The following is a 25,057-nucleotide window of genomic DNA, read 5'->3' on the forward strand; positions in this document are numbered from 1 at the left end:
GCCAGCAGCGGCAAAGCCAGCAGCTCGGACCAGGCATCGGCCAGGTCCCGCTCCGAGACCAGACCCAACCGCGCCATCAGCGCGGTCAACGTGCCCTCGGGCGATTCGTCGTGCAGACGGCGGGCGCGGGTCAGGTCGCTGTCTTTAAGACGGCCGCGCGCTACCAGCAGGCGCAATAGCGATACTTCGTCCGCCACCGCATCGCCAATGGCTTCATTAACCGGTTCGGCTACCGTCGACATAATCATGCCGAAAGGCTGACACGGATATATTTCAAAATGGATTACACGATATGTCCCGAGCTAATGGAAATGCATCTTTCATAATCCGTGTAACGATATGCGACTTAAATCCCTAAACGCCGAAAGGAAGGGGCACGAAGCCCCTTCCCTTTGTCGAAAGAATCTCGACTTAGCTTAGTTCAGAACGCAACCGTTGACCTTGGCCTGGGTCAGATCGGTGTTGGTCAGGAACGACAGGCCGCGGTTGGCGCCGATCGTGGTGGTGCTGGCACGAACCGTAGCGTTGTACGGTGCGCCAAGCACGCCGCGAACCTGGGCGAGATCGGCACCGTTGCCATTGGTGTTGCCCAGGAAGTAAGACACGGCCAGGATCGGATAACCCGACGTCGGATTGGCGTAGGTGGAGGGATCCACCAATGCAACGCACTGCGTGGTCAGCGGAAGGGACTGCAGGGTCGGACGGCCGTTGGCATCGACAGTGTTCGCGATCACCTTGTCATACGTCAGGGTAACCGGGAGCGCCGGGCCGAACGCGGTGGGGCTGACGAAGGTGGATGGAGCATTGTCGTTGGCGACGGAGGCGGACTTCACACCCGCAACCAGAGCATTGGCAGCCTCTGCATAGCCGATGTAACCATCGTTCGCAGTGGCACCGACCACACCGACCACGCCCGTGTTGCCCGACGCGGACGTCGAAGCAGCATACGAGCTGATGTACGACGCAGCAGCAGTCGCATAGGACTGGTTCGTCTTGAACAACGGGGCAACGCCGTTGCCGCCGATCGACACTGGACCGCACTTGCCGGACAGGTGGTTGGTCAACGAGAACGACGTACCGCTACCATCAGCACGATAGACGACAGTGATGTTGCCAGTCGCGGTGGACGGCACGCCGGAACCGGCGAGACGGCTATCCGACCAGGTCTTGATGTCGCCGGAGAAAATGCGGCAAACCTGATCTTCAGTCAGCTTCAACGACGTGACGCCCGCCTTCTTGTAGATCACCGAGATCGCACCCGCAACCGACGGAAGCTGGACCGGCTTGCCGGTGCTATGACCGGTCGCGTAGGCATCGTAGTCAGCCTGCGAAAGCGGCGAATCGGAACCTACGAAATGTGGCTGGGCGAGGCCGGTGCCACCGAAACCGGTCGGAACGGCGTTCGCATCGCAAGCGGCGGCGACGTTGGCAACACCTACGTCGTTACCGGCAAGAATCTTCTTGCCCGTGCCACTGCCCGTCTGGCAGTACGTAGCCGGCGTGTTGCCGGCGATATGCGAATACGCGTACAGCAGCGAACCGCTGGTCGGCGTGATGAGACGGTTGGCGACGTTGCCACCGTAACCGAGAGCGGGAAGCGTAGCGCCGCCGCCGATAAGCGTGGCGCTCTGCGCGCCGGCAACGGAAGCGACGCACATCAGCACAGCGCCCGCAACCAACTTCATGCGGGTGTGACCCATCGAGATTCCATGACGCATGGTGTATCCCCTTGCATAGAAGCCCCCCGATTGGAGGCATGTCACAGTGGCATGGGGGAATGACGGGGTAATTAAGCTTAGGTGTCGCGGATTATGCTTGTTTCGTTACTTCGTTAATCCGGAATAACAAACGCGTCCTGCTTTATCTAGACCATAATATAAGCTGTAATATTTGTGATTATCAAATAAGTAAAAATACTTATACAGGAAGATTATCGTGACGCGTATCTCATTACAGGAGTGCGCTTTAGCGCACTCCTGCACAAACAAATCAGTTGTTGCTGATGCGGCCACGCTCCTCTTCGGTCAGCATCTTCGCGTGCGTGCTGTCGAGCTTGCCTGCACCAAGCACCTGCACCGGGCTCGTTACGTCATAGCCCTGCACGGGGCGGTCGATACTGGAACTGTTGTTGCCGTCGCGCAGCACCTGCACTGAGATGACCGAAGGCATGTGATCCCGAGCGTCGGACTGCTGCTTGCGTGCAACATCCTCCGCAACCTTCGATGCGGCATTCGCGGCTGCGCTTGCGGCATTCAGCGCGCCGATGTTCACTGCCGGCACCAGCGGTATACCTGTCGAGTCGCCCTTCACCTGAATGTTGTCTGCGTTGGCGACCCGGGCCGCAGCGATAACGAGATTACCGGCGACACGAATGCCCGCATCGCCGGCATCGACGGTACCGCGCGGCGCAACGAGGAACACATTACCGGGCGGCGCACCCTCGATCGTCTGCAATGTGGCGATACCCGCCCCACTGACCTGACCGCGTGCGTCGATGCGGCACCACGCGTCGACATCGCACAGATAGGTCGGCGGCGGTATTTCCGCCGTTGTCTTCGCACCCTGGCCCGCATTGATGTCGCCGTTCGAGCTCCACATAACCAGATTGCCGCCCTGCTCGGTAAAGATGCGACTTTGGGCGAGAAGCACGCTGCGGTCGGTGAACATGTTGATGTTCCCTTGCTCCAGCGTCAGCACGCCCATCGTATTCGGACCGTCGAGCAGGGTGCCGTCCGCCAAGGCTATCGGCGGCGGTGCCGACGTGCTGCCGATCAGGGCCTGCCCACCAGGCCCCAGAATCGTAATGTCACCACCTTGCTGGGTCTGGATCGATGTACTGCGGATATCCAGATTACCGGTGTCCACGGTGGACGCCGCGCCGTTCAGCCCACCCTGCCCCTGCCCATTGGCGGTGTATCCGAGCGATGCAGGGAAGAGCGTATCGATGGCAGCGTAGCCGCGAGCGTACTGATTGAAATACTTGCTGGATGGCGTGTTGTAGTCGCCACCCACAGCGGCGAGAATCTTGAACAGAGCCTTTTCCGCGAAGAGTCGCTGCACGTATTCCGGCTGCTGCGCGAACATCGCACGCGCCTGCTCCGCGGACAACGAGATGTCTAGCTTGTCGCGAGCATAGCCCGTGTCGACGACCTCGCCAGCCACGCGACGATTCATGAAGTCGACAAGATCTGGCATCAGGCTGCCGAAGCCATCGACGCCACCTGGCGTGTCGAGATAGTGCGTGATGAAAGCCGCGGTATCGATACCCGACCCGACACCGAACGCGACGTTCACGTCGGCTCCCTCGTGCGGCAGATAGGGATTGAAGAAGTTGCCCACGGACTGGATGCCCGTGGGTGTGTTCCCGGCATCGATAGAACCGCCCTTTGCCACATCCACCTGACTGGTAAGCGGACCGATGTCGCGCCCCGCCTCGACCAGAAAGTTGCCTGGTCCGCCGAGTACCAGAGACGGCACAAGTTCGTAACCGCCAATGATAAAACTGGCAAAGGGGCCGTGCGGCAGGATAGCTGTGTCGTAGATATCCCGACCGGCCGCCACTCGAGTGATATCGGCAGCGTGCGTGTGCTGCCCGATAAGCGACAAATTGACGATGTCCCTGCTGGCGTAGATCAGGGCCTGTTTCGCGGGTGAGATGATCAGCGACAGATAATTGAATCCGTTCGGCGCGTCGGTGCCGTCGGTTATGTCGCCCCCGAGCGCATAGATACGTACAGGGTCACTATCGTCGCCATGCAGGGGAACCGCCTGGTGGCCCGTCGCATTATTTAACGCGGAACCGCCATTGGTCACAATCCGGCTAACGTAATTGGTCGTGGGCGCGAGCGGTGAAGGCATGGAGTCCGGTGACGCATCGATGAGTCCGAAAGCGATGCCCTGACTATCCTGCACTGTCTGGCGAGAAAACCCGATGCTGCCGTTCGCGAGAATTGTAAGATTGCCGTCCGCCGAGGGATAGAGCTCGCCATTCGTAAGGATGCCGATATCGCCTCCGAATGCGGTAAGCGAAAGCGTGGCGGGTAAAACGGGACCGGCGATACCGCCTGCTCCGAATACGACTCCGGGGGCTCGCAGACTGCCGACAGTGATGTTGCCAGCCGTCGTGGCGACGGATAGCGCCGAATCCTGACTGTAACCTTGCATATCGGCGTGACCCGCAGGCAGAAGAAACCCGAACAAGCCGCGGGAGTTGTAGTAAGAAGGATCGTAGATACCACCGATGTCCGCACCCAATCGTGCGTTGACGCTCATGTCGGCATCCTGCATTGCGAACAAGGTAGACACCGGCGAGACGACGGACGGAGAAAATCCGGGAATATTTATCGCCGAAAGAAGAGGTGAAGCCGCAACGGCGCCATCCGCATCAATGCGGCCCAGACCCTTCGCGACGAAGTAACTTCCACTGAGGATATCTCCGCCAGCGTGCACGTCGAGATTGCCGCGTCCGACGGTGGTAATTGCATCGCGTGCCGCATTCGCATACCACGTCGTGGGAAGAGACACGGATAGTTCGCTGATGTTTCCGCCCGCGTCGACGCTGACGTTGCCGCCGACGCTCATGATGCCCTGGCCGAAATTACCGAAATCGATCGACGAACGGCTGCCGTCCGCTGCATTGCCGATCTGCATCCACTGCCACCAGTACTGGGAGACCGACTGTCCCTTTGCACCCTTCGTTACGCTGCCGTCCGCATCGACGACATACTGGATCGCGTCGATATTGCCGCGTGCTTTAAGACCGATGTCGCCCGCGTTCTCGGGATTGACGAAGCCCGTCACCAGCATGTCAGGTAGCGTATCGCCGATACCCTGTGCCTTCTCGGAAGGACGAAGGACTGAAACATCCGTACCAACCTGCGTGCCGGATGCCGGGGCGCCCGCGGTATACACGACTGCCGGCGCTTGTTCGTCGGCCCACTGGATGTCGCCACCTGAAACCATGTCGATCGAGCCAGTGCCGGTACGGATCGTCGTTGGCAGAAGCAACGTTTTGCCCGCGAAAGGGCTCTTCACGTTGACCACCGAAGGGTCCGTCAGCATGTCCTTTACGGAGAAATGGCCATCCAGAACAACGCTGCCGCCGCCTGCCGAGGTAGCCAACGGATCGACCGCCCCGATATCGGAACCTGCGACGAAACGGTACGACGTACTCGCGCCACCCAGCAACGTCGCCGATGCGAGCGACGCGGGACTACCGAGCGACGGCATATTGGACGGACTGTTATTGGCTGCGCTGGCAGGCACGGGGATAGGTGTGTTGCCGCCGCCCGGGTTCGTCGGCGCCGCGTCCGACTTCGGCACGAACGGTGCGTAGAACAGCTGGCTACCCCAGAAGAAGTTGCCGACGTTATTGGCGACGTAGTTGTAGTACGTCGAATGACCGTCGATATACTGACCGTAATTGGCTGTATATGCCGTGTAATTGCTATCGATCGGCGTCAGGATAGGTGATGGCGTCGTGTTGAAATGATCCGGGTCGAAGTAGAAATTGGACTCGAGCCATGTCTCATAGGCCGCCGCATAGTCGGTATAGGTCGTATAAGAACCCGGCTGTGGCGCAACCAGCGTGGTCGGCTTGTAGGCAAGGAAGCCGCCACTACTGTTCGACGATGCGAATGCATAAGCCCAGGTCTGATTATTTGCATCGCCCACCTCGCCGATATAGCGCTGGTAGTTCGCGTAATAGTCGTTCGACTGATTGAGAAGTGGCGCCTGCAGCGGCTGGTAGTATGGATCCTTGCTGATATCCGCCCTACCGCCACCCGGTGTCATGCCATCTCCGACGGCACCGTCCTTCAGGTTGATGGAACCGTTCCAGATACCGTTGGCATCGAGATACGCCTGGGATGTCTGATACGACGCCAGCGCGTTGTCGTAAGCCACATTGCGGACGACCGCATCGGATTTCGGCACGAACGGCGCGTAGAACAACTGGGTTCCCCAGAAGAAATTACCGACGTTATTGGCGACATAGTTGTAATACGTATTGTGGCCGTCGATATAAAGGCCATAGTTCGACGAGTAAGCCGTGTAGCTGCTATCGATCGGCGTCAGGATGGGAGAAGGCGTCGAGTTGAAATGATCGGGATCGAAGTAGAAATTGGACTCGAGCCAGGTCTCGTAAGCCGCGACATAATCGGCATAGGTCGTGTATGCATCGGGCTGCGGCGCAATCAACGCCGTCGGCTTATAGGTCAGGAAGCCGCCACTGGTGTTCGATGACCAGAACGCGTAAGCCCAGGTCTGATTGTCCGCGTCACCCACCTCACCGACATACCGTTTGTAATTCGCGTAGTAAGCGACGGACTGGTCTTTCAGCGGTGCCTGCAGCGGCTGGTAGTATCGGTCCTTGGTGATATCGGCGGTGCCACCACCTGGCGTCATGCCATCCCCGACCGCACCATCCTTCAGGTTGATCGAACCGTTCCAGATGCCGTTATCGCTGAGGTACTGCTCGGATTTCTGATAGGCCGCGACCGCATCGGCATAGCCGTTATCGGGCAACGGCGGCGGCGGTGGGGCCGGCGGATCGGACAGCACCGCGCCGTTGTTCTGCTGATAGAACCCGTCGGTAATACTGGCTTTCAGGTCGAGATTGCCCGACGCACGTATCGTGAGGATCGGTGCTTCGGCGCCATACCGGTACGCCAGTTGAATCTTGCCGGCGCTGTCCGTGACTCCCGCACCGAGATTCCAGTTGGTCAGTACGCCGATCGTGCCGCCGTTGACGCCATCGACGGGATTGCGAAGCTCGACGCCGGGGCGGACATGCACATTGGCGATCGTTGCGAAGCGCGGACCAAAGGTGAAGCCGGGATTCTGGATAAAGCCCATCAGCGCACCCGGCCCGTTGACGGCGTTGCCGCCAACATAACCGTAGAAACTCTGATGACCGGCATTCGCCGCATCGGGAATGAAGTAATTGGCGCTTAGATACTTCTTCAGTTGCGCGTCGTCGGCGGGTGCATCGAGCTGCTTGCCGGTCGCGTCGTACCATTTGCCTGCGACGAGGGTGGGTTTGCCGTCCGCACCCGCGCCATACCAGCCTGCCGGGTCGACGATGCCGTCGAAGTACTTCGATTTGTCGGTCTGCTGCGTATCCTTCGTGCTCCAGACAACGAACGGTTCTATCGTCACATCGCGCGCGCCGACGATGTTCGCGTTCCCGCCGTCGAGCGTAATCGGAACGTTGCCGTCCGCGAGAAGCGGCGCCCGCATGCTGACCTTGCCTCCGGAGAAGGCATCGCTCGAACCCCCGGAAACATCGATTCGCGCTTTGGCGCCGACATGGATATAGCCCGCATCGCCGGCCTGCACGTTCTCATAACCGTAAGCGCTATTCAGCGATCCGTCGCCCGTACCCGCGGTACCCAGGATGACATCGCCGCCGCGCTGAGCCGCGATGGAACTCGTAGCAATCAGGTTGCCCTCGATATCGACGCCCTTACGACCGTAGACCTCGATACGACTGCCCGCCGGAGCCGTCGCATCGATGGTACCGTCGATGCGCGCGGTGCCTCCGTTCGCATAGAGATAGACCTTGCCAGCGGTGAGCGTATTGCCTGCGGAAAGCGCGAGATCGCCCGCCCCGCTCGTGATATCGACCAGACCAGTCGCGCCGGCCATTGCGGTCAGCCGTGCCAGCGCGTCGAGGTCCAGCACCGCGCCGGAGCCAAGCGTGAAGTAACCGCCGCGATAGCCCTTCGCGGCGTGACCGTCGAATGTGCCGCCGAGCAGGACACTGTTTGCAGCCAGTGCGCTGAAGCTACCGGCATCGCCGCCCTTCGAGGCACCGCCGAACAGCAATGACGCTCCGGCCCCGATGTCGATACTGCCGCGATTCGCCGCAAGCGCGAGGGTGCCGCCAGGCGCGTACGTTGTCGTATCGAAGAAGACTTTGTTCGTACCGGCGACGTCGAGGCGCGTACCGGGCGCGATGACGAGGTCGCCCTGCGTCGCCGAGATATTCAGCGTGCCGGCCGTCGCATCGAGATTCATTCCGACGGCTACGCTTCCGCCCTTTAGCGTCAGCGAACCACCCAGCGCATCGCTGGCCATCGCCGCGCCGCCGCTGTTAACGAGACTCAATGCGCCGCCCGTCGTCAGCGACGTATCCGACCCACCTGAGGCGATGAAGACGGGTGCGGAAAGACTGACGTCCGCGCCGCCAAAATCCATGCCACCCCGCCCCTGCCCCACCACGCCCTTCGTCGCCGAGGCGGAGAAATTGGCGAAACCTTGCAGGGCCGACGCGCCGGGACCAAAGTCGATTTCATCGGCATGCACATCAAGGCGTCCGCCATGTGCGGCCGGAGCGGGCGCTACGCCACCAAGCGCATTCCCGAACCCCAGACGCGCGGCATGAATCGACACGTCGCCACCATCGCCGACCAGCGCTCCGGCATTCAGCGTCAGGGCGTTTGCGAGAGAAATATCGAGATTTCCGAGAAAATCGATCGCGCCACGGCTACGCAATGTGACTTCGTCGGCACTACGGAACAGGTCCAGCGTGCGCGGACCGATGACGAGGCCGTTGTCGCCGCCATTCACGCCATCGCCGACGAACGTGATCTTGTTGCTATTGGCATCGATGGCCTTCGCGCTGAATGTCGCGTTGGCGTCGACGCGCGTCGCGCCGGTGGCGTCCAGCGTAAGCGCGCTACCGCCATTCACTGTAGCGCCGCCGTCGATGGTCAGCCGCCCTGTCGATGTTCCGGCCACGCCGCCGGTGCCCGGCACCTGCCTGCGTACCACGTTAGCCGCGCCATTCTGCGACACGCGGATCATGGCGCCGTCGCCACTGACTGCCGAGGTCGGGTTGCCTGCCGCATCCTTGCCCGCATTGCTGCCGAACAGAATCGACTGGCTGCCTGCCGGATTCGAATCGCCCTGAGCTTGCAGCACGCTGCCGCTTTCCAGAAGCACGCCTTCGGCACCTGGCGCGGAAGCACCGCGCGCGACGAGCATGATCTCGCGACCCGCAAGCGGATGTGCTGCATCGTTCGACAGCACGACGCTGTCGGCTGCACCATCGATGCGGTCGCCATCGTCTTCGTGATGGCGTGTGCCACCGATGAGCAGGCTACCGGCATTGAGTTGCGTCAGGCCATCGGCGGAGATGTTCAGATACCCGTCGCGGATATTTTCGCCGGCGCCGACGATCTGGATCGCCTGGCCGGCGATGTCGACCTGCGAGCTTCGACCGCCCTTGGCCGGCTCCGCCGTAAGCGTTGCCCCGATATTCAGCTGTTTACCGGCAGCCAGCACCAGACGCCCCGCGTCGGCGAGCAGCTGCGGTGCGACGATGCCACTCTTCGTGGCCTGGTCGCCGAAGAACTTGTCGGCATCGGTAAGACGGTACTGCGAATATTGCTGCCAGACTTTGGCCGACTGGACAAGGAAGGTCGTATTGCGCGCATCGCGTGTGCCGGTGAGGCCATCCGCGAAGTAGCCGGCGACCGAATAGCTGCCGTCCGGATGGACGGCATTGCGGCCGAGCACGCTGTCGACGCTTGTCGTGTCCTGCACGATGCGATAAGCACCAGGCAATTCCGCATACCCAGCGGGCAGCAATGTGTACATGCCAGCCGGAAGGCCCGGAATGCCCGACAGGTAAACCGACTTCCCGATATCCGGAGCCGAAGAGGCATTCTCGAACGCGGCGTCGTGAGCCGCGACAGGCGACTTGTAGCCCGGAATAACCGCATAGACCGCGCGACCATTCGCGGGCTGCGCCAGCAGGTCTCGGGTACCGCCAACGCCAGGAACCCATTCGCCCGCCTGTAGCGCACCACCACCCGACAGGTCGATGCCGGCACCCTTGTCGAGCGCGACGTCGCTGCCGTGAACCTGGATATCCTTCGCAGGTGGTGCGACCAGGTCGGACGAGTTGGCAGCGGGATTGCCGTTGTACCGCCACTCGACACCGTCGACAGTGGTGCCGTACGGCACCGTCAATCCATTGAGCGACACCGAGGTCAGACTGCCCGCCCCCAGATTCACCGATGTTGTCGCCACCAGCGGGAAGATCGTTGGATCGATGCCGAAATCCGCAGCCTGGACAACCGGATCGGTGACGCCAAGTACCAGTGAGCCCGCGGGCGCCCGGATCGTACCGTTTTGCACGATGTGATCGGCGTCGACCAGCAACGCGCCTGCCGCCGAAAGCGGCGCGTTCGATGGACCGCCCGGAAGGATCGTGACCGTCGTGTTTCGCGCGTGGCCATCGGCATCCGCGATACCGGATGCATTGGCATCGATGACGAAACGATAGCCCGTGGCGGGATAAAGTTGCGCGGCCTTGAAGGTCAGGTTGCCGGTGCTGAAAAGGAGGCCCGTATTCGCCTTGCCGTCGACACCGAAAGCAAGGCTAGCCGGCAGGGTGAAGCGAATATCACCCGTCGCGTTGAAGTTCGCGTCGCGCCAGCGCTGCAGATCGACCGTTCCACCGATATCGATGAAATCCGCATCGATATCGAGCGTGCCGTCACCGGCGAGTGCCAGCGGAATCGGCGAAGACGGTACCGGGAGCTTCGTGCCGCTTATGTTGACGTAGGGCGCCGAAATCCGGACGTGTCCATTTCCCGCCGCGTACCCCGTGCCCGTCTGCAGGGACGTCGCACCGTCGGGCAACGCCAGGTAACCCGTCGAATATGCCGTGAAGGAACGGCCGAGCGACACATCGACATTGCCTGCGAACCCTATCGGCAACACGATCCCCAGCGTATTGACCGGGCCGACGGCCGGCCCGATCGCCAGGTTCGAGATACCCGAATTTGCAAGGCTGTCCGCCACGAAGTGAATGATTCCGGACGGAGCACCGCTCTCGATCGCTCCGTACCGCGTGGCACCCATCGGGACGACACTGCCGGATTGCTGGACGAGAACGCCGGTCGGTTGTGGGCGCCTGTCGAAACCGCCGCTATCCATACCCTCGACAGAAAGTGTTCCGCCTTCGGCCTCGGCCGAGCCGCCACGCGCGAGCAAGGTAGCATCACTGAGAAGCCCAGCCGCAGCACCGAACGCGATGGTGCCCGCATCGCTCCACACGGGTGTCGGCACATAGTCGACAGTGGATCCGTTCAATCGCGATGCGGCCACCGGAAGGTCATAGCTGTCCGCTGCACCGGAAACGTCGATGAGTGCGCCCGCTTGCGCCACGACGTATCCGCCACCCGTTGACTCGATCGAAATCGTGCCGCCACCCAACACGGTCCCCGTGCGTGGAGTCTCGCCAACCGGAATCCCTGAGCCTGACCGGACGCCTGCCGCGGCCTGAGTGTCGATCAGCGAGATACCGCTTGCGTCTACCAGGGAATGATCGCCAAGCCATACACGCGGCGCAATCTTGGGAAGGATATATTGGAGCGGCTTATTCGTGATCTCGATATCGCCGCCCGGCGCAATTATCGAACCGTCGACGACGGTTGCATTCATGCCCGACAGGTTGATCACTCCGTCCGCGTCGACGCGTACCGAAGCCCCACGATCGACCAGAACGGAACCGGTGACGCCCGCATAGACAGGGGCATCGGCGTTAAGGGCACCGACCTGTATTTTCCAATCGCGGAAGTCGCCAGCACTAAGAGAGAAACCCGGACCGTGACCCTTGCGCGTGTCGCGTGTCGCCCAGCGTCTGTAGGCGTCGAGTTCGCCGACACCCGCATAACCTGAAGATCGATACAGATCGCTGCCGGTCGGCAGCACGCTAAGTTCGTCCAGCACGGGGAGCATGTTCGCGCGCACGACACGAACGTTCGTGTCCGCTGCCACGGTCCCATCCGTTATCGCATGAAGAATGTAATTATCGAAACCCTGGCCGTCAAAGAATGAAGGTGCGAGGTGCAGGCCATTTCCGGACGCCATGTCGGAAGCGTCTCCTCCTACCTGTATCTGCACGGCCTGAAGCGTAAGGTTACCGCCGCCACCGAAACCGTAGGAAAGAATGTCGCCGTTGAGGTTGATATGCGCGCTGTCGAGCGCATCGGGTGGCGTCTGGCCGATACCATAAGCATCCGTATCCGGCGTCTTGTACGTCACCAGCGAGACATCGCCTCCACGTCCCTCTGGTACGCCATTTTTCATGCGCACGCGTCCGTCCGTGCCGACGTATCCGCCACCCGACACGTCTAGAACGCTCCCCTTCGCCAGATCGATCGAACCCGTGCCGTCCACGTGGTTCACGGGATTGCCCAGGAACGCCTGCTCAGTCGAGAGACTGATCGTGCCGCCGTTGACGAAACGGTCGCCGACGATTCCACCGGCCCCCTGGCCGGTATCGTTGACCCACAGACCACGCGTACTGAGTGTCGCGCCAGCCGCGACATGGATGTCCGCCCGCTGCAATTGCCCCTTCACGCCTTGAGGACCGGGCGCGACGATCGGATATCCCGTCGTCAGAAGAATGCTTCCCGCAGGCGCGGTGACATTTCCGAAGATATCGATGCGGCCACCCCGCAGCGAGATCGTGCCTCCGGAATTCACAGTAAGGTTTGTGCCAGCCGCCTCGACGATCGACGACTTCGTATTCACGCTCAGACTGTCGAAACCAGCGCGCGATACCATGTCTGCGGATACCACGAGCCAACTGCGCAGGCTGCCGTCGTCAGTCGCCGTGCCGTCCTGCGCCTTCTGCACATCTTCCCAGGCGGTGTCCGCCGTAAAGCCTGGCGCGAGCGCGTCCAGGAGCTGCGACGATTGCTGGAGCCGGATGCCACGCTGATAAACGTCGCGGTTGGAAGATGCTGCCATCGTATCGATGTTCAACTTGCCGCTGGTGGGCTGAGATCCATTCGCGACCTGACGGGTTCCCGCGCTCGTAGCGGCGGAGATATCACCGTCCAGTACCAGTGCACGATTAGTGTGGATATTGAGAGTACCGGCATTGCTACCGACAACGAAGCCGTCGTCCCAGCGCCGCGTGCCCCCGAGCAAGGGCGAGTTGTAGGTTTCGGTGACGCCCCAGCGAGCGTGGCTGGCGCTGTACTGCCCCGCGAAACCGACGTAGTTCACTGAAGGATCGGCATCGGCGATGTTGTAAATCCGTCCATCGGCACCGAGAAGGTTCGGGGTCGTGATCCATCCGGCCTGATAGGCGATATAGCCACCGTCGAGCTTCAACTGCGCTCCGCTGCGGACAATAACCTCGTTACCGTCCAGACCGATCGTGCCACCCCTGGTCAACATCTGGGAAATGTCGCGCGGAACGTTTTCGACATAACCCTTTACGTTGAGAATAGGGCTTCCGATCCAGTCGAGACCGTCATCGCGCGTACCGGATTGTGTGCTGTCGACGACGACATTTTTTTGCGTATAGAGAAAACTATTACGCAACAGAGGTGAATCGGCGAGTTCGTTCTGACCGATACGTGGAATATTGACCAGAAGCGCGGACATGGGCAGCACGACATTTACGAGCCCGGAAACATCGATGACCGCCCCACTATCGACGTAGATGCGGCCGGCAGTCTCTGGCGGATGGGCGATAGGCGCCGTATCCCTGATAGCCTTCAGATTGACTGCCGCACCCGGCGCCTCGACCAGCGATCCTCCCTGGAGTGTCACCGATCCACCGACGATGTCGACGTGACCGTTGACGAAGGTCTTATCGGCATCGGCGGACGATGAAGTCGTCGTACCGTCCTTTTCAGGAAGTATCGCCGTGACCGATCCGACACCCAACACGATGGGGCCGGATCTGGCGGCGCTACCATCGTTCGAGGAAAAACCATTCTGGGCTCGCAGCTCGATACTTCCCGGGTGCGCGATACTGGTAGACGCCAGGACAACCCCTGCCTGCTCGACAGAGTAGCCGAGCATATGCACCTGGCCGCGTCGCGACTGGATAAGACCCGTATTGCTTACGTCACCGCGATTTGCCTGAAAGTCCTGACCAAACGGCGTCTGATCGGAAACATTCAAGTCGCCGGATGTCCCATTTTCAAGCCTTGTCGTTGCAGCCAGGGTCGCCTGGCCGTCATCCGCGACGATCAAACCTGCATTGGATACGTTAGGAGCGGCAACCAGTGCGAAGCCCTGCGCTCCCGTAGTGATCGAGGCACCCTTCTCGATAACGACATCGTGGTTGCGGCCATCGGTAAACGTCGCCGTCAACATACCGCCACCATCGTTACGCGCGGCAAGGCCTTCTTTCATATAAAGGGCATTACTAGCCGCGACGTTCGGACCGTACAGATCCAGCGAACTGGCGATCAACGAATGCGTATTGACCTTCGCACCGGCGCCGAAAATCATCCCGTTACGGTTAAGCAGGTAGACCGTTCCCTCGGCCTTGATCTGACCAAGGATCTTGCTCGGCGAACCCGACGGGTCGTTGATGCGATTGAGCGCAATCCAGTCGTTCTTGCCGCCGTTCTGGTTGCCCGCGCTCTGGTTGAAATACATCGTGGTATCGCGACCGACGTTGAAGCTGTCCCACGTGAGGATGGCTTTCTTGTCGTTCTGCTTTACCTCGACCGTCGTCTTGCCGCCCGCGACCGTCTGTACCGGCGCGTTCGCGTTCTGCCATAGTGTCGGATCCTTCGCGATAAGCGCCGCGGGACTCAGCCCACCTGCCGCGATGCCGTCCGGCACGCTCGACGGTGTCTGTGCGGCAGCATCTTGTGCCGCCTTCTGCGCCGCGATCTGCGCGGCCACGACCTGTGCCGAACGATTGAGATTCGTAATGGACTGCTGCACGCGCTGCTGAAGCAACAGGTTGGCGGCGGTTGCGCCACCGGGCGCTCCGCCCACGCCGGCATTCGGCGATGTGCCCGTGGGGGTAGCCGATCCGGGCTGACCCTGTTTCTGCGCGAGCCATGCAGGACTGAACGCGGGCGGCGTCGCCGCGTATGCGCCGAAGGACCCTGCCGTGAGGGCCAGCGCGATCAGCTGACTGAGCGTGCGTCGACGCAGGTTGGCTGCTGTCGTCTGTCCAGCCTGCCTGCCATTCCGATGGGTCTGCTTGGTCACGCTCATGACGAACCTCTTTGTGCAATCGATGTGCGGAGCATCGCGCCCTGTGTCGCGCGCTCCCGCGCTGTGTTCTTCATTCCGTGGTGCGATCGCCTGCGATTCCTACTGACGGAAATCGCGCATGATCGACACCACTTCATCGTCCAGTCCCGGCATCCCGCCAAGTCGATCGAGTCCCTCGTCGTCCAGCTCCGCAAGCACTTTGCGGATTGCCGAGCGACGGCCTTCCTGGCACCACGTGTTCAGCACGAACTGCATCGCCCGAAAACACGAATAGGCCTGCTCGTCGCGCGTCCGTTTACGAAAGCGAAGCCGGTCTTCCACCACGTAACGCACCCGCCCATGGAGCACGTAGTCGCGCGATGCCAGCAGCGCCTCCAGCGCTTCGCGCGGACAGCGATCCAGCAATACGCCCGCCACGCGGTCCTGGTGACCCGCGAACAGCAGCTGAAGCATCTCGGCGAGTGCGTTGTTCACGCACACATCCGTGGTACCGCGGCTCTCATTCGTTTCCATGCGTCCCTCTCCTTGCGTGCCCGTTCCTTCCTGTGAGCCGTCCATGGCGGACGTCCCTGTCCGATACCTACGTCCTTCGCTTTCCTTGCATCCCCCGAGGCAGGGCTAGTTCCAACGGTTACGGATTCTTCGCACTGCGTGCGTCGAATTTCTGCTCGTAGAGCTTGTCGCCGAAGGCCTGCGCCGCTGCATCCAGCCGTACGCGCGCCTTGGCGGCGAACGGCTGGCGTGCCGCGATCACGTCGCCCATGTCGACGTTCTCGTAAGCAGCAAGGATGTCCTTCCCTACCGTATAGAGCCGGGCGTTCTTCGCCGCGCAGGTGTCGATGTTTTCGCGTGTCGCTTTCAGTTCCGCGGCAAGCTTCGCTCGCTCGGCTTCCGCGGCATGTGCCGTCTGCGTGCTTGCGTCGAGTTCGCCGCGATAACGGTCCACCGATGCCGCAAGAACCGCCTGCTTTTCGCGCTCGGCGGCGATTTCGCGATCGTTCGACGGCGGCCGGGCTTTCGTTCCGGCAAGGTTTTTCTTCGCGGCTTCCGCCTCGCTTCGCGCCGCATCCCGCTCACCCTCGAGCGCGGCCTTCTGTGCCTGCCACTGCGCCTGCTGTGCCTGAAGGTCCTGCAACTGGCTACGCGTATCGCGCAGCTGATCGCGCAGGCGCGATTCGAGAGGGGCGGTCTGTGCCGTTGCCGCACCCGTCGAAAGCAGGGCAGCAAGCAGGGAGGTAACGATGAGTATCCGCTTCATATCGGCCTCAGAATCGCGCGTTCATTTCGAGCTGGAAGACGTCGATCGACAGCGGCGGACCGAAGACTTCCTTCGAGTTGAAATAGCGCGCGGAGATCCACGCGTACTTCGAGATACCGTAGCTGCCGCTCAGGATGAAGCCCTTGGCATTGGTGCCGCCGAGGTGGAAATCCGGATCGTTGAGGCCGTCGACCGTGGCATCGGGCTGGAGGTATTTGTAACCAAAGACCACGTTCCAGTCGTTGCTGCCGGACGGCTGCGGATTGCCTAGCGTCGCGCGCATCATCCAGCCGACCGGTCCACTCTTGTACGTATCCGCCGAGAACGCGCCGGAATCGAAGTTATTCACAAGGCGACCCAGGCCCACCGAATCGCGAAAGGCGTCGCGACGGTGATAGGCCATGTTGCGCACGTAGTCGCCTTCCAGCCTCAACGGCGTATCGGCCACCTTCATGTCGAACTGCGTTGTGGCGTTGGCGAGGCGATAGTCGTAGACCAGCCCGACGAACTGCGGCTGCGCATAGTTTCCCGGCGACGACGGATCGGGAACGATGTTGCGCAGCAGGAACAGCGAATTGCCCTTCTGCATGAAGGACGAACGCGTGCTGTCCGTGTCGCAGTAGTTTCCGCCGAGGTAGAGCGAGCACGGCGACGACAGTTCGCCGCGCAGATGATCGAAGCGGTAGTACGCCAGGGCGAACTTCCAGCTCGTGTCTTCGTCGATCTTCCATTTCGCGCCGAGCTGAGCAGCGGTAAGCCACTTGTCGCGACTGGCACTTTTAAGACCAGCCTGCGTCGGGAAGTCGTCGGCCTGGTATTCGATGGGGAACATACCCACGGTCGCGAATGCGCCGACGTCGTCGCTGACCGGAACATGGAACTGGCTGGCCACGCCGTCGAAATTGAGGTCGTCGGCGAAGAGCAGGTTCGTGCTCATGAACGGATTGGCCATGCGGCCGCCCGTGACCGCGACCCAATCGGCCGGCTTCCAGGTCAGGTAGGCCTGGTCGAGCCAGAGCTCTTTCTTGGTCAGGCCACCGCCCAAGGTCTGCGTCGTGGAAACGGGATTGTTGTCGTTGCCTGTACCGATACGGATGCCGCCCGTCACGGTGTCGCCAAGCGTCAGCGTCACGCCAAGACGCGCACGGATACGCAGCGAGTTGGTGCGGTTTTCACGCGTATTGAGCAGCGGCGGCGGATTCTGCGAGTTCAGATCGTAAGGACCGGTACGATTGAGTTGCGCGAAGTCGACGACGGGATAGGCGTTGCCTTTGTCGTAGTAGTGGAACTCGTCGCGAACGCGCATATCGCCCGACCAGCCGATACGGTCGAGCCATTCCGGCAAGGCGTTCGGCTCGGCCCAGTGTTCGGTCTTCGCCTGGGCGATGACTTCCTGCTTCACTTCGTCGCGAATCTGGTTGCGTACCACTTCGGGCACGTATTGCACGCGGACCTGCCCGCCTGCCGTTCCGGCACCGGCGACAACAGGTACGGCGGCACTCGCCGCGCGCGCCTGCGAGGCTTCGGTATTGGCCTGTGCGATCAATGCATCCGCATCGCCCTGCGTCAGCACGCCACGCTTCACCAGCAGGCGAACGAGGTTGACTGTCGCATTCTCCGAGGGAGCGCTCTGCGCGTACGCGGTGGTGGTGCCAAGGGCCAGCCCGATGCACGCGAACAGCACGCCATGCCGAAGCGAGCGTCTAAGGGCGGTTTGGATGGTCATGCGGTCAGTCTCCGGTAGCTTTTTATGTGCTTCGCGTGAGTTCGTGTCGGCGGCGGGCATCAGCCCGGACGACGACCGCGGATTGAAACGCGCAGCGGAAAATGGGTGGTGGATGGCGGTGCCGCGTCGACGCGCGGCATGGCGCGCAATGCGGCAGCCAGCGCGTCGTCGGTTGTCTGATTGCCCGTGGAACCGACCAGTTGTGCCCGCGTCAGCCGGCCATCCGGGTCCATCCAGATGTCGACGCGCACTTCGAAGACGAGGCGATTGACTCGTTCGTCGCGCTGTACCGCTTGCTGGATCGCGTAACCCAGGTACTGGTCATAGCTGCCGGTTCCCGAACCGCTGCCTCCCCCGGAACCGACCATGCCCCCGCCCGTGCCGGCGCCGATGTTGAACGAGTCGCTACCGGCCTGGGCGTCGCTGTTGATCGTCACCTGCTTGGCGACATCGTTCGACGGCTTGGGTGCGTCGACCGGCTTCATCGGTTCGGCGGGCTTGTCGATGGTTTGCTTGATCTCTTCCTCGACCTTCTTCGGCTCCGGCGGCTTTTCTTTCGGCGGAGGCGGTGGAGGCGGCAACGGTGTGATCGTCGCAATGCGCGGCGCTTCCCTGCGAACGCCGACACGACTTCCGGCCATGTGCCAGATCATGCCGACGATGCCGAGAAGCACGGCCACGGCGACCGCACGCGGCAGCCATAGCCGGAGGCGTTCGCGCGATGTCGTACGCTTGTCCACGCGTCGTCAGCCCTTCGCCGGCTTGCCGGTCACGAGACCGACCTGGGAAAGATCCACGCGGCGCAGCAGGTCGAGGATGTCCATGACCTTCTGGTACTGAACCGTCGAATCGCCCTTCACCACCACCGGGAAATCCGGTGTCAGCGCCTTCTGCGAACGCAGTCGCTGTTCCAGTTCCGACAGCGTCACCGGATAGGCATCGAGGAATATCTGCCCGGTCTCGGATACCGTGATGGCCTTGGTCTGCGGCTTGGCCATGCTGACCGCGGCGCTTGCCTTAGGCAGGTTGACCTTGATGCCCTGCACCGAGGCTGTGGTCATGATGATGAAGATCACCAGCAGCACGTACGCCAGATCGAGCATCGGCGTGATGTTGATGTCGTCGTACGGCTTTTCTTCTTCCTGGGCACGCATGGCCGTGGTCTCCCGTCAGGCCAGCACGGGCTGGTCGGCGCTGCGATGCAGCTCGGCCAGACGGGTGACGAACTCATCGACGAACACCTGCATGTTCGCGGTGACGTTCTTGTTGCGGATGAGCAGGTAGTTGTAGCCGAACAGGGCCGGAATCGCGACGAACAGACCGGCGACCGTGGCGAGCAGCGCGGCGGCGATGCCCGGCGCGATGGCATTGACGTTCACATCGCCCGCGGCGGCAATCGCGGCGAAGGTGATCATCACGCCGACGACGGTGCCGAGCAGGCCGAGGAACGGGCCGCCCGAAATCGCAATCGTCAGCAACACCATGGATCGCGACAGCTTCTGATTCTCGCGGACCAGCACCGAATCCATCGTGGCGCGAATGGCCTCGATCGACTCGGCGGCGATGGACGCGTGACCCTGTTCGTCGCGCCGGCTCCAGACTTCTTTCGCACCGACCTGGTACAGACGGAACAACGACGAGGAGCGCAATGGCGCGATCGTCGCGGAGCCTTCCGGTTCGCGGCTCAGGGCGAGCATGTTCTTTCCCGCCGAGCGAAACACGGCGACAAAGGCCTCGTTGGCGCGGGTGACCGTGCCGACATAGACGGCGCGCTGCCACATCACAACCCACGATATGACCGCCATGACCAACAGAATGCCGATGATGACCCATGCGTCGGCGGTCACGGACTTCACGATGATGCCGAAGTAACCGAAGCCCATCCCGGCCTGCTTTTCGTCCTGGCCATACTGGACCAGCTTCGACTCGGCACCCTGCGCCATGGCGTCGACAGCGATCAATACGGGCGTGCGGGCCACGCGCGACAGCCGCACTTCGTCCATCTGACCGACGAAAGCGCTCGCTGCGTCCACCGGTGCGGTAGCGCCCGCCTCCGGCGCGACGTCGCCACCGAGTACCGCCGACGACGTGAATGCCGGAAGTGCCGCGTCCATCGTCGCGTATTGGCGGCCATCCACATAGACAACGAACTTGCCATCGGCGGCGGTAACGGCCAGATGCGTCCACTGGCCCGGCTTGATGGCGTCGCCAGCGTTGCTGCGTACGGTTGTCGTGCCCGAGACTTCCACGACGGGAACCCCCTTTTCCAGCGCGATCACGAGCGACTTGCCGTTCTGCCGGCGCGCATAGATCGCCGAACGTCCGTCCGCGAGCGCGTCCACTTTCAGCCATGCGCTGAAGGTGAAGGCACCGCCTTCCGTGGTATTGAGCGATACGCTGCCCGGCAACACCATCGGCGTCGATCCGTCGAGCCGTGCCGCCTTGCCGATGATGCCGTCGATCGTCGCGACCGATCCGGCCTGCACGTTGTTGCCGTAGGCCGTGGCATCGTGAGGCGGCGTACCCGGCGCTTCGTCGAAGTGATAGACGATGCTGTAGTCGGCATCGAATACCGCCGCGCCCTTCCCGCCGTCTGTCGCTTTCTTATCGCCGTAGTACATCCAGATGGACTGCTGCGACGAACCGACGTCCGGAACGTCGACCCAGATCAGCGCGACGCCCAGTACGGGGTCGAAGCTTTCGATCTGGTAATTGAGCGGCGTCTTGTCGTCAGCGGCGATGAAGCGGATGTCCGCGCCTGTTTCGGAAACGCCGTCGAACTGGAAGTTGCCCGAATGAAGCCGGATCAGTAACGGCGTACGCCCCACCGAAGCGGACAGATTGCCACCCTTCGCGCTGCCATCGACGGTGATCGCCTTGCGGAAGGCGAAGTCCTGGTTCCACCAGGACGCTTCGGCATGCGCTACCTGCGCGGTACCGGTGAAAAGAAGCAGACAGGCCAAGATCAAGAATCGCATAACTTCCCCTAAACGTTGGGCTCCGACGTTTACGTCAGAGATCGGCCCTTAGACTGAAATGAACGCGTGTGTCGTGCGCGCGCGTGGCTTGCCCATCCTTAAGGGGATAGGCGAACTCGAGCGTGCCGGTGACGAAATCGAAAAACTGGAAGCGCGTGCCAAGACCCGCGCTGAGAAGGTCGAAGCTGGTTTTGCGTATGTCGCCGCGCGACGGGTCCGCGGCGTCGACCGGCTGCGCGAGCGCGTTCGACAGCACCAGATGCGCGCCGTCGACGAAGGCGTGGAATCGCCAGTCGTTGGCCCACTTGCCCACCGACGGAGCGATCGACGGCGAACGGAACTCGGCCGAACCGATAACGCCATGGTCCGCGGTGTCTTCGGCTTCGAGATAACCGCGCACGGTGCTCGCGCCGCCAGCGGCGAACTGTTCGCTCGAAACCAGCGACGATGTCGCCCCCTGCGCGCTGCCGCGAAGCGAAAGGCTGTAGCCGTTGTCGAAACGAAGTACGTGCGTCAGATCGGCCCGCACATAGAAGAAATTCGCCTTCGCGCGATAGCGCTGGTTGTCGAACTCGGCGGCATCGCTGCCGCCTGCGCGCATACCGGCGGTCGCGCCAATGGACACATTGGTCGTCGACTTGTCGCGTGTAGCCTGCCCGTTGTACGACACGGTGAAGGGGATATACGTGATCGGCGACTTCGACGCCGCCGTGCCCTGGTTGATGTTCTGGTCGAAGTGTTTGCGCGTGACGCCGATGTTCAGCGACTGCGCATAGGTACCATGCGTCGGCAACGTGCGGATCAGCTGGAAGCCGAACGCGTTGCCCTTGCCCAGCACCGTGGTGCCGCCAACGGTATTCGCGTTGCTGTTGGACTTGTAACCGGAGAAGAGCAGGCTCCAGTCCGCATCGAGTGGCACCAGATAGGACCCTGCGTAGACTTCCGCGGCGTTCCGGTCCTGCGGTGCGACGATATAAGTGAACGACGCCGTATGGCCGAGCTGCCACAGATTGTCATTGCGGATACTGCCGACGGTGCGCAGTTCGGGCGTATCGACGCTATGGTCGTTGTTGACCTCGATACTGCCATGCCATGGCGAAGCGTCTTCGACCTTCAGCGTGACGTCCATGGTCTGCGGCTGCGATCCGGGCGTGAGCATCGGCACGACCTGCCGGCCGGGCTGGCGGTTGACCTGGGTGAGCTGGTCCTGCGCGGCGTTGAAGTCTGGCAGCTGGCCTTCGGCCAACGCGGGCACGGCATCGCGAATTTCCTTGGGCGAATGGTATTTCGCGCCTTCCACGCGCACCCGGCCGATGGTGTTCTCCATGACCTGCAGCCGGATAACGCCCCCCTTGACCTGCTGGGGCGGCAGTTCGACGACCACGGATTGATAGCCGCGACTCTGGTAAATCTTCTGCAAGGCATCGCGGGCCGCATTCACGTCGTTGAGCGACTTGCCGGGACCGAGATACGGATAGACAGCCGTTTCGATGTCCAGCGACTGCAGGGCGGTATTGCCGTCGACGACGTACTCGTTCACGTCGAAGGTTTCGGGAACGTTAGCCGCGGCGTTTGGCTGCGCATCCTGCGCCTGCGCCATGGCCGTCGCGCCGAGCGCAAGCCCGACGAATAGCCGTGCGCATCCGCTGCCGCGCACGTTCTTCGCTTTTTCCATCATTCGCATAACCGCCACACTGGCTCCGCTCACGCGCCCTGCGCCCCTGTTGGTCGTAACTCGTGGACTTCCGAACCATCGATCGGTGTCTTTCGCAGGGTTAGACTTCCCGCGCTGGTCGCGACTGAACCGGTGTCACAAAAAATTCACCGACGGCGCATCGCCAGGACGGCAATCAGCTGAGCAGGACCACGCCACCGGGCAATTCGGTCACGTGAGCGCCATACGCGTCACGGATCAGCTCGGCGACGTCGCCGAGCTGGTCGAGCGAGAAGCGCGCATGCACCTTGCGCATGGCGAGATCGGAGTTCGTGACGATGATTCGTCCCCGACGATAACGATTGATGTCGGCGACGACCTCGGACAGCGGCTGGCTGTCGAAGATGAGCACGCGATGCCGCCAGGACATCGCGACATCCGTATTGACGGCCAACGCCGTCCCGACGCCACGCTCGTCGTAGTCGACCTGCTGCGACGGCTTGACGACCGCGAGGCCTCCCGCGCAGGCCAGTTCCGTATCGCCTTCGAGGCAGGTGACCTGTATGCCGGCGTCCAGGCAGCGAACATTGCAGGCGCTGGCCGCGCCAGCGATGACCTTCCCTTCGCCGGCGGCGATCACGAAGCGGGTTGCACGCGCGGGTAGCGTCGTCACCAGCGCTTCGCCCGCGATCAGGGCGATGCCGGAACCGCCGGGCAATACATTGAACGCGGTCTGCGTGTTCATTTCGATGGCGGCGCCGTGGAGCTCCACGCGATGCTGTTCGCCGACGCCCGTCTGAAAGTCGGGAGTGGCTCCCGACCAGCCGGGCAAGGGACTCCACGGCGAACGCAGCAGCATGAAGGCGCCAGCGGATGCTGCGACGGCACTGCCGAGGAAGGCCCTGCGGCTTATCCGTGGCATGGGCCGTCGCCGGCGGGAAGCGTGACTGGCGGCGGCGCGTGCCGCCGGCTCCAGTCGCTCCCACATCACATGCGCTTCGGCGAACGCACGGGCGTGCGCGTCGCTGGATGCGCACCAGCGACGGAACGCTTCGGCGTCGTCCGCCGTGGCCTGGCCCGATGTCAGCAGTAGCAGCCACGCCTGCGCGTCGCGCCGTAAAGCCGCCTGCTGCTCGTCGTCGTGTTCGCCGTCCATGTTCTTATGACGTTTTTCCCGCGCCGGGACCGAACCTCTGCACGACGCGGCGGTCCAGCCGGTCGCCGCAATGCTCCAGCGCCTTCCTGAGGTCCTTGCCGACCATGCGCACGGAAATGCCGAAACGCGCGGCGATGTCGGTATGCGGCTGCTCTTCGACACGTGCCGCGATCAGGATGTCCCGCTGGCGCGCGGTCAGTTCGGCGAGAGCCTCCTGCAGCGCGGCGATATCGCGCCGTGCCTGGAATACATGCGCGGGATCGAGCGCGTCGTCGGCCATATGCAGCAGCTCGTCCACTTCCTGACCGGTCAGGAAGCGGCTGTCCGCCCTGCGTTGGTCCGCGGCGACGTTGAGTGCCATACGGAAGAGATAGCCCGTGGGATTGGTCGATCCGCCCTCGACGGCGCGCATGCCTTCTACACGCAGGAATGTCTCCTGCATGACATCGTCGACCATGTCGTCGGAGCGCAGACGCATGCGCAGGCGGCGTGCGAAGTCCTGATAGTGGTCGACGAACAGGCCGAGCATGGTCGATTCCATCAGGCGTCCGCCCCATGGTTGGTACCCTGGGTCGCGCGCCGGCAGTCGTAGGGAGCGTCGGGTGCGCGTGGCAGCAGCAGGATAGTCAGCGGTTCGGGAAGTTCGGCTGGCGGCACGCCCACGTCGAGGCCATTCATGATCGCGACGATGCGTCCGTCCAGATCGTCGCTGCCCGCGGAGTTCAGGAGTTCGGTCCGGCGTACCCGGCCGCTGGCGTCGATCCAGAGTTGCAGCGCAAGACGGAAGCGTCCGGGGCGGGTACGTTCGGTACGACAGAGCGCGGCTTCGATGCTTGCCTGCAACCGTGCGGCATAAGCTGCGCCGATATCGACGGTTCCTGTTGCGACTTGCGCGGTTTCGGCGCTGGCCGGGCCGGACGATTTCGGATCGGGGACGAGCGTGAAGGCATCGTTCGACGCATAGCTCGGCGTAAGACCGGTCCCTTCCAGCAACCTGCGCAACGCGGCGGTAACGTCGAAACGTCCGGTGACGCCAGGACTGTTACGCCCTACGGTCTGCGCATCGTCGACGAGGACGGCGATACCCGTGGTTTCGCTGTAGGCGCGCAAGGCCATCACCAGAGGCTGCGGTGCGATATCGAAAACGACCTGCTCATCGTGTCTGTGGCCTGCCGTGTTTTCTTCGGGAAGGTGCTGTATCTCGGCTCCCATACACAGGGAGCTGGCGAATGCGATGGCCCCGATCCACGCGACCGCGCTTCGTGCCACGGCCATTCCCGTCCGCCTG

12 protein-coding genes and 1 pseudogene are annotated in these 25,057 nt (G+C 62.2%); all 13 read right to left on the reverse strand.

Features of this window, described 5'->3' with window-relative positions:
• Window positions 1-242, reverse strand: a pseudogene (locus tag EC912_RS17190) (type II secretion system protein GspE); the annotation flags it as partial.
• A 174-nt stretch (window positions 243-416) separates the two neighbouring features.
• Window positions 417-1,718, reverse strand: a complete 1,302-nt coding sequence (locus tag EC912_RS17195) for a substrate-binding domain-containing protein (RefSeq protein ID WP_132146555.1) — start codon at window positions 1,716-1,718, stop codon at window positions 417-419.
• A 271-nt stretch (window positions 1,719-1,989) separates the two neighbouring features.
• Window positions 1,990-14,997, reverse strand: a complete 13,008-nt coding sequence (locus tag EC912_RS17200) for a filamentous haemagglutinin family protein (protein ID WP_132146558.1) — start codon at window positions 14,995-14,997, stop codon at window positions 1,990-1,992.
• A 99-nt stretch (window positions 14,998-15,096) separates the two neighbouring features.
• Window positions 15,097-15,510, reverse strand: a complete 414-nt coding sequence (locus EC912_RS17205) for a hypothetical protein (RefSeq protein ID WP_132146561.1) — start codon at window positions 15,508-15,510, stop codon at window positions 15,097-15,099.
• A 118-nt stretch (window positions 15,511-15,628) separates the two neighbouring features.
• The gene (locus EC912_RS17210; RefSeq protein ID WP_132146564.1) at window positions 15,629-16,255 is read right to left on the reverse strand and encodes a DNA repair protein; all 627 of its coding nucleotides are present in this window, start codon (window positions 16,253-16,255) and stop codon (window positions 15,629-15,631) included.
• A gap of 7 nt (window positions 16,256-16,262) precedes the next feature.
• On the reverse strand, window positions 16,263-17,981 hold the full coding sequence (locus EC912_RS17215; RefSeq protein WP_165973655.1) for a putative porin: 1,719 nt from the start codon (window positions 17,979-17,981) through the stop codon (window positions 16,263-16,265).
• 59 nt (window positions 17,982-18,040) lie between these two features.
• Window positions 18,041-18,721 carry a TonB family protein gene (locus EC912_RS17220; protein WP_207906886.1) on the reverse strand — a complete coding sequence of 227 codons (681 nt, stop codon included), beginning with the start codon at window positions 18,719-18,721 and terminating at the stop codon, window positions 18,041-18,043.
• A gap of 6 nt (window positions 18,722-18,727) precedes the next feature.
• A complete protein-coding gene (locus tag EC912_RS17225; protein ID WP_132146570.1) occupies window positions 18,728-19,135 on the reverse strand; it encodes an ExbD/TolR family protein in 408 nt (135 codons plus the stop codon).
• A 15-nt stretch (window positions 19,136-19,150) separates the two neighbouring features.
• Window positions 19,151-20,959, reverse strand: a complete 1,809-nt coding sequence (locus EC912_RS17230; RefSeq protein ID WP_132146573.1) for a DUF2341 domain-containing protein — start codon at window positions 20,957-20,959, stop codon at window positions 19,151-19,153.
• A gap of 34 nt (window positions 20,960-20,993) precedes the next feature.
• Entirely contained in the window at window positions 20,994-22,643 is a 1,650-nt protein-coding gene (locus EC912_RS17235) for a ShlB/FhaC/HecB family hemolysin secretion/activation protein (RefSeq protein ID WP_243649342.1), read from the reverse strand.
• A gap of 166 nt (window positions 22,644-22,809) precedes the next feature.
• The gene (locus EC912_RS17240; RefSeq protein ID WP_132146576.1) at window positions 22,810-23,769 is read right to left on the reverse strand and encodes a FecR family protein; all 960 of its coding nucleotides are present in this window, start codon (window positions 23,767-23,769) and stop codon (window positions 22,810-22,812) included.
• 4 nt (window positions 23,770-23,773) lie between these two features.
• Window positions 23,774-24,310 carry an RNA polymerase sigma factor gene (locus EC912_RS17245; protein ID WP_132146579.1) on the reverse strand — a complete coding sequence of 179 codons (537 nt, stop codon included), beginning with the start codon at window positions 24,308-24,310 and terminating at the stop codon, window positions 23,774-23,776.
• A complete protein-coding gene (locus EC912_RS17250; RefSeq protein WP_132146582.1) occupies window positions 24,310-25,038 on the reverse strand; it encodes an STN domain-containing protein in 729 nt (242 codons plus the stop codon). Before EC912_RS17250 ends, EC912_RS17245 begins: the two co-directional genes overlap by 1 nt.
• Window positions 25,039-25,057: the final 19 nt, after the last annotated feature.

The sequence above is a fragment of the Luteibacter rhizovicinus genome (genome assembly GCF_004342265.1).
GTDB classification, from domain to species: Bacteria; Pseudomonadota; Gammaproteobacteria; order Xanthomonadales; family Rhodanobacteraceae; genus Luteibacter; species Luteibacter rhizovicinus_B.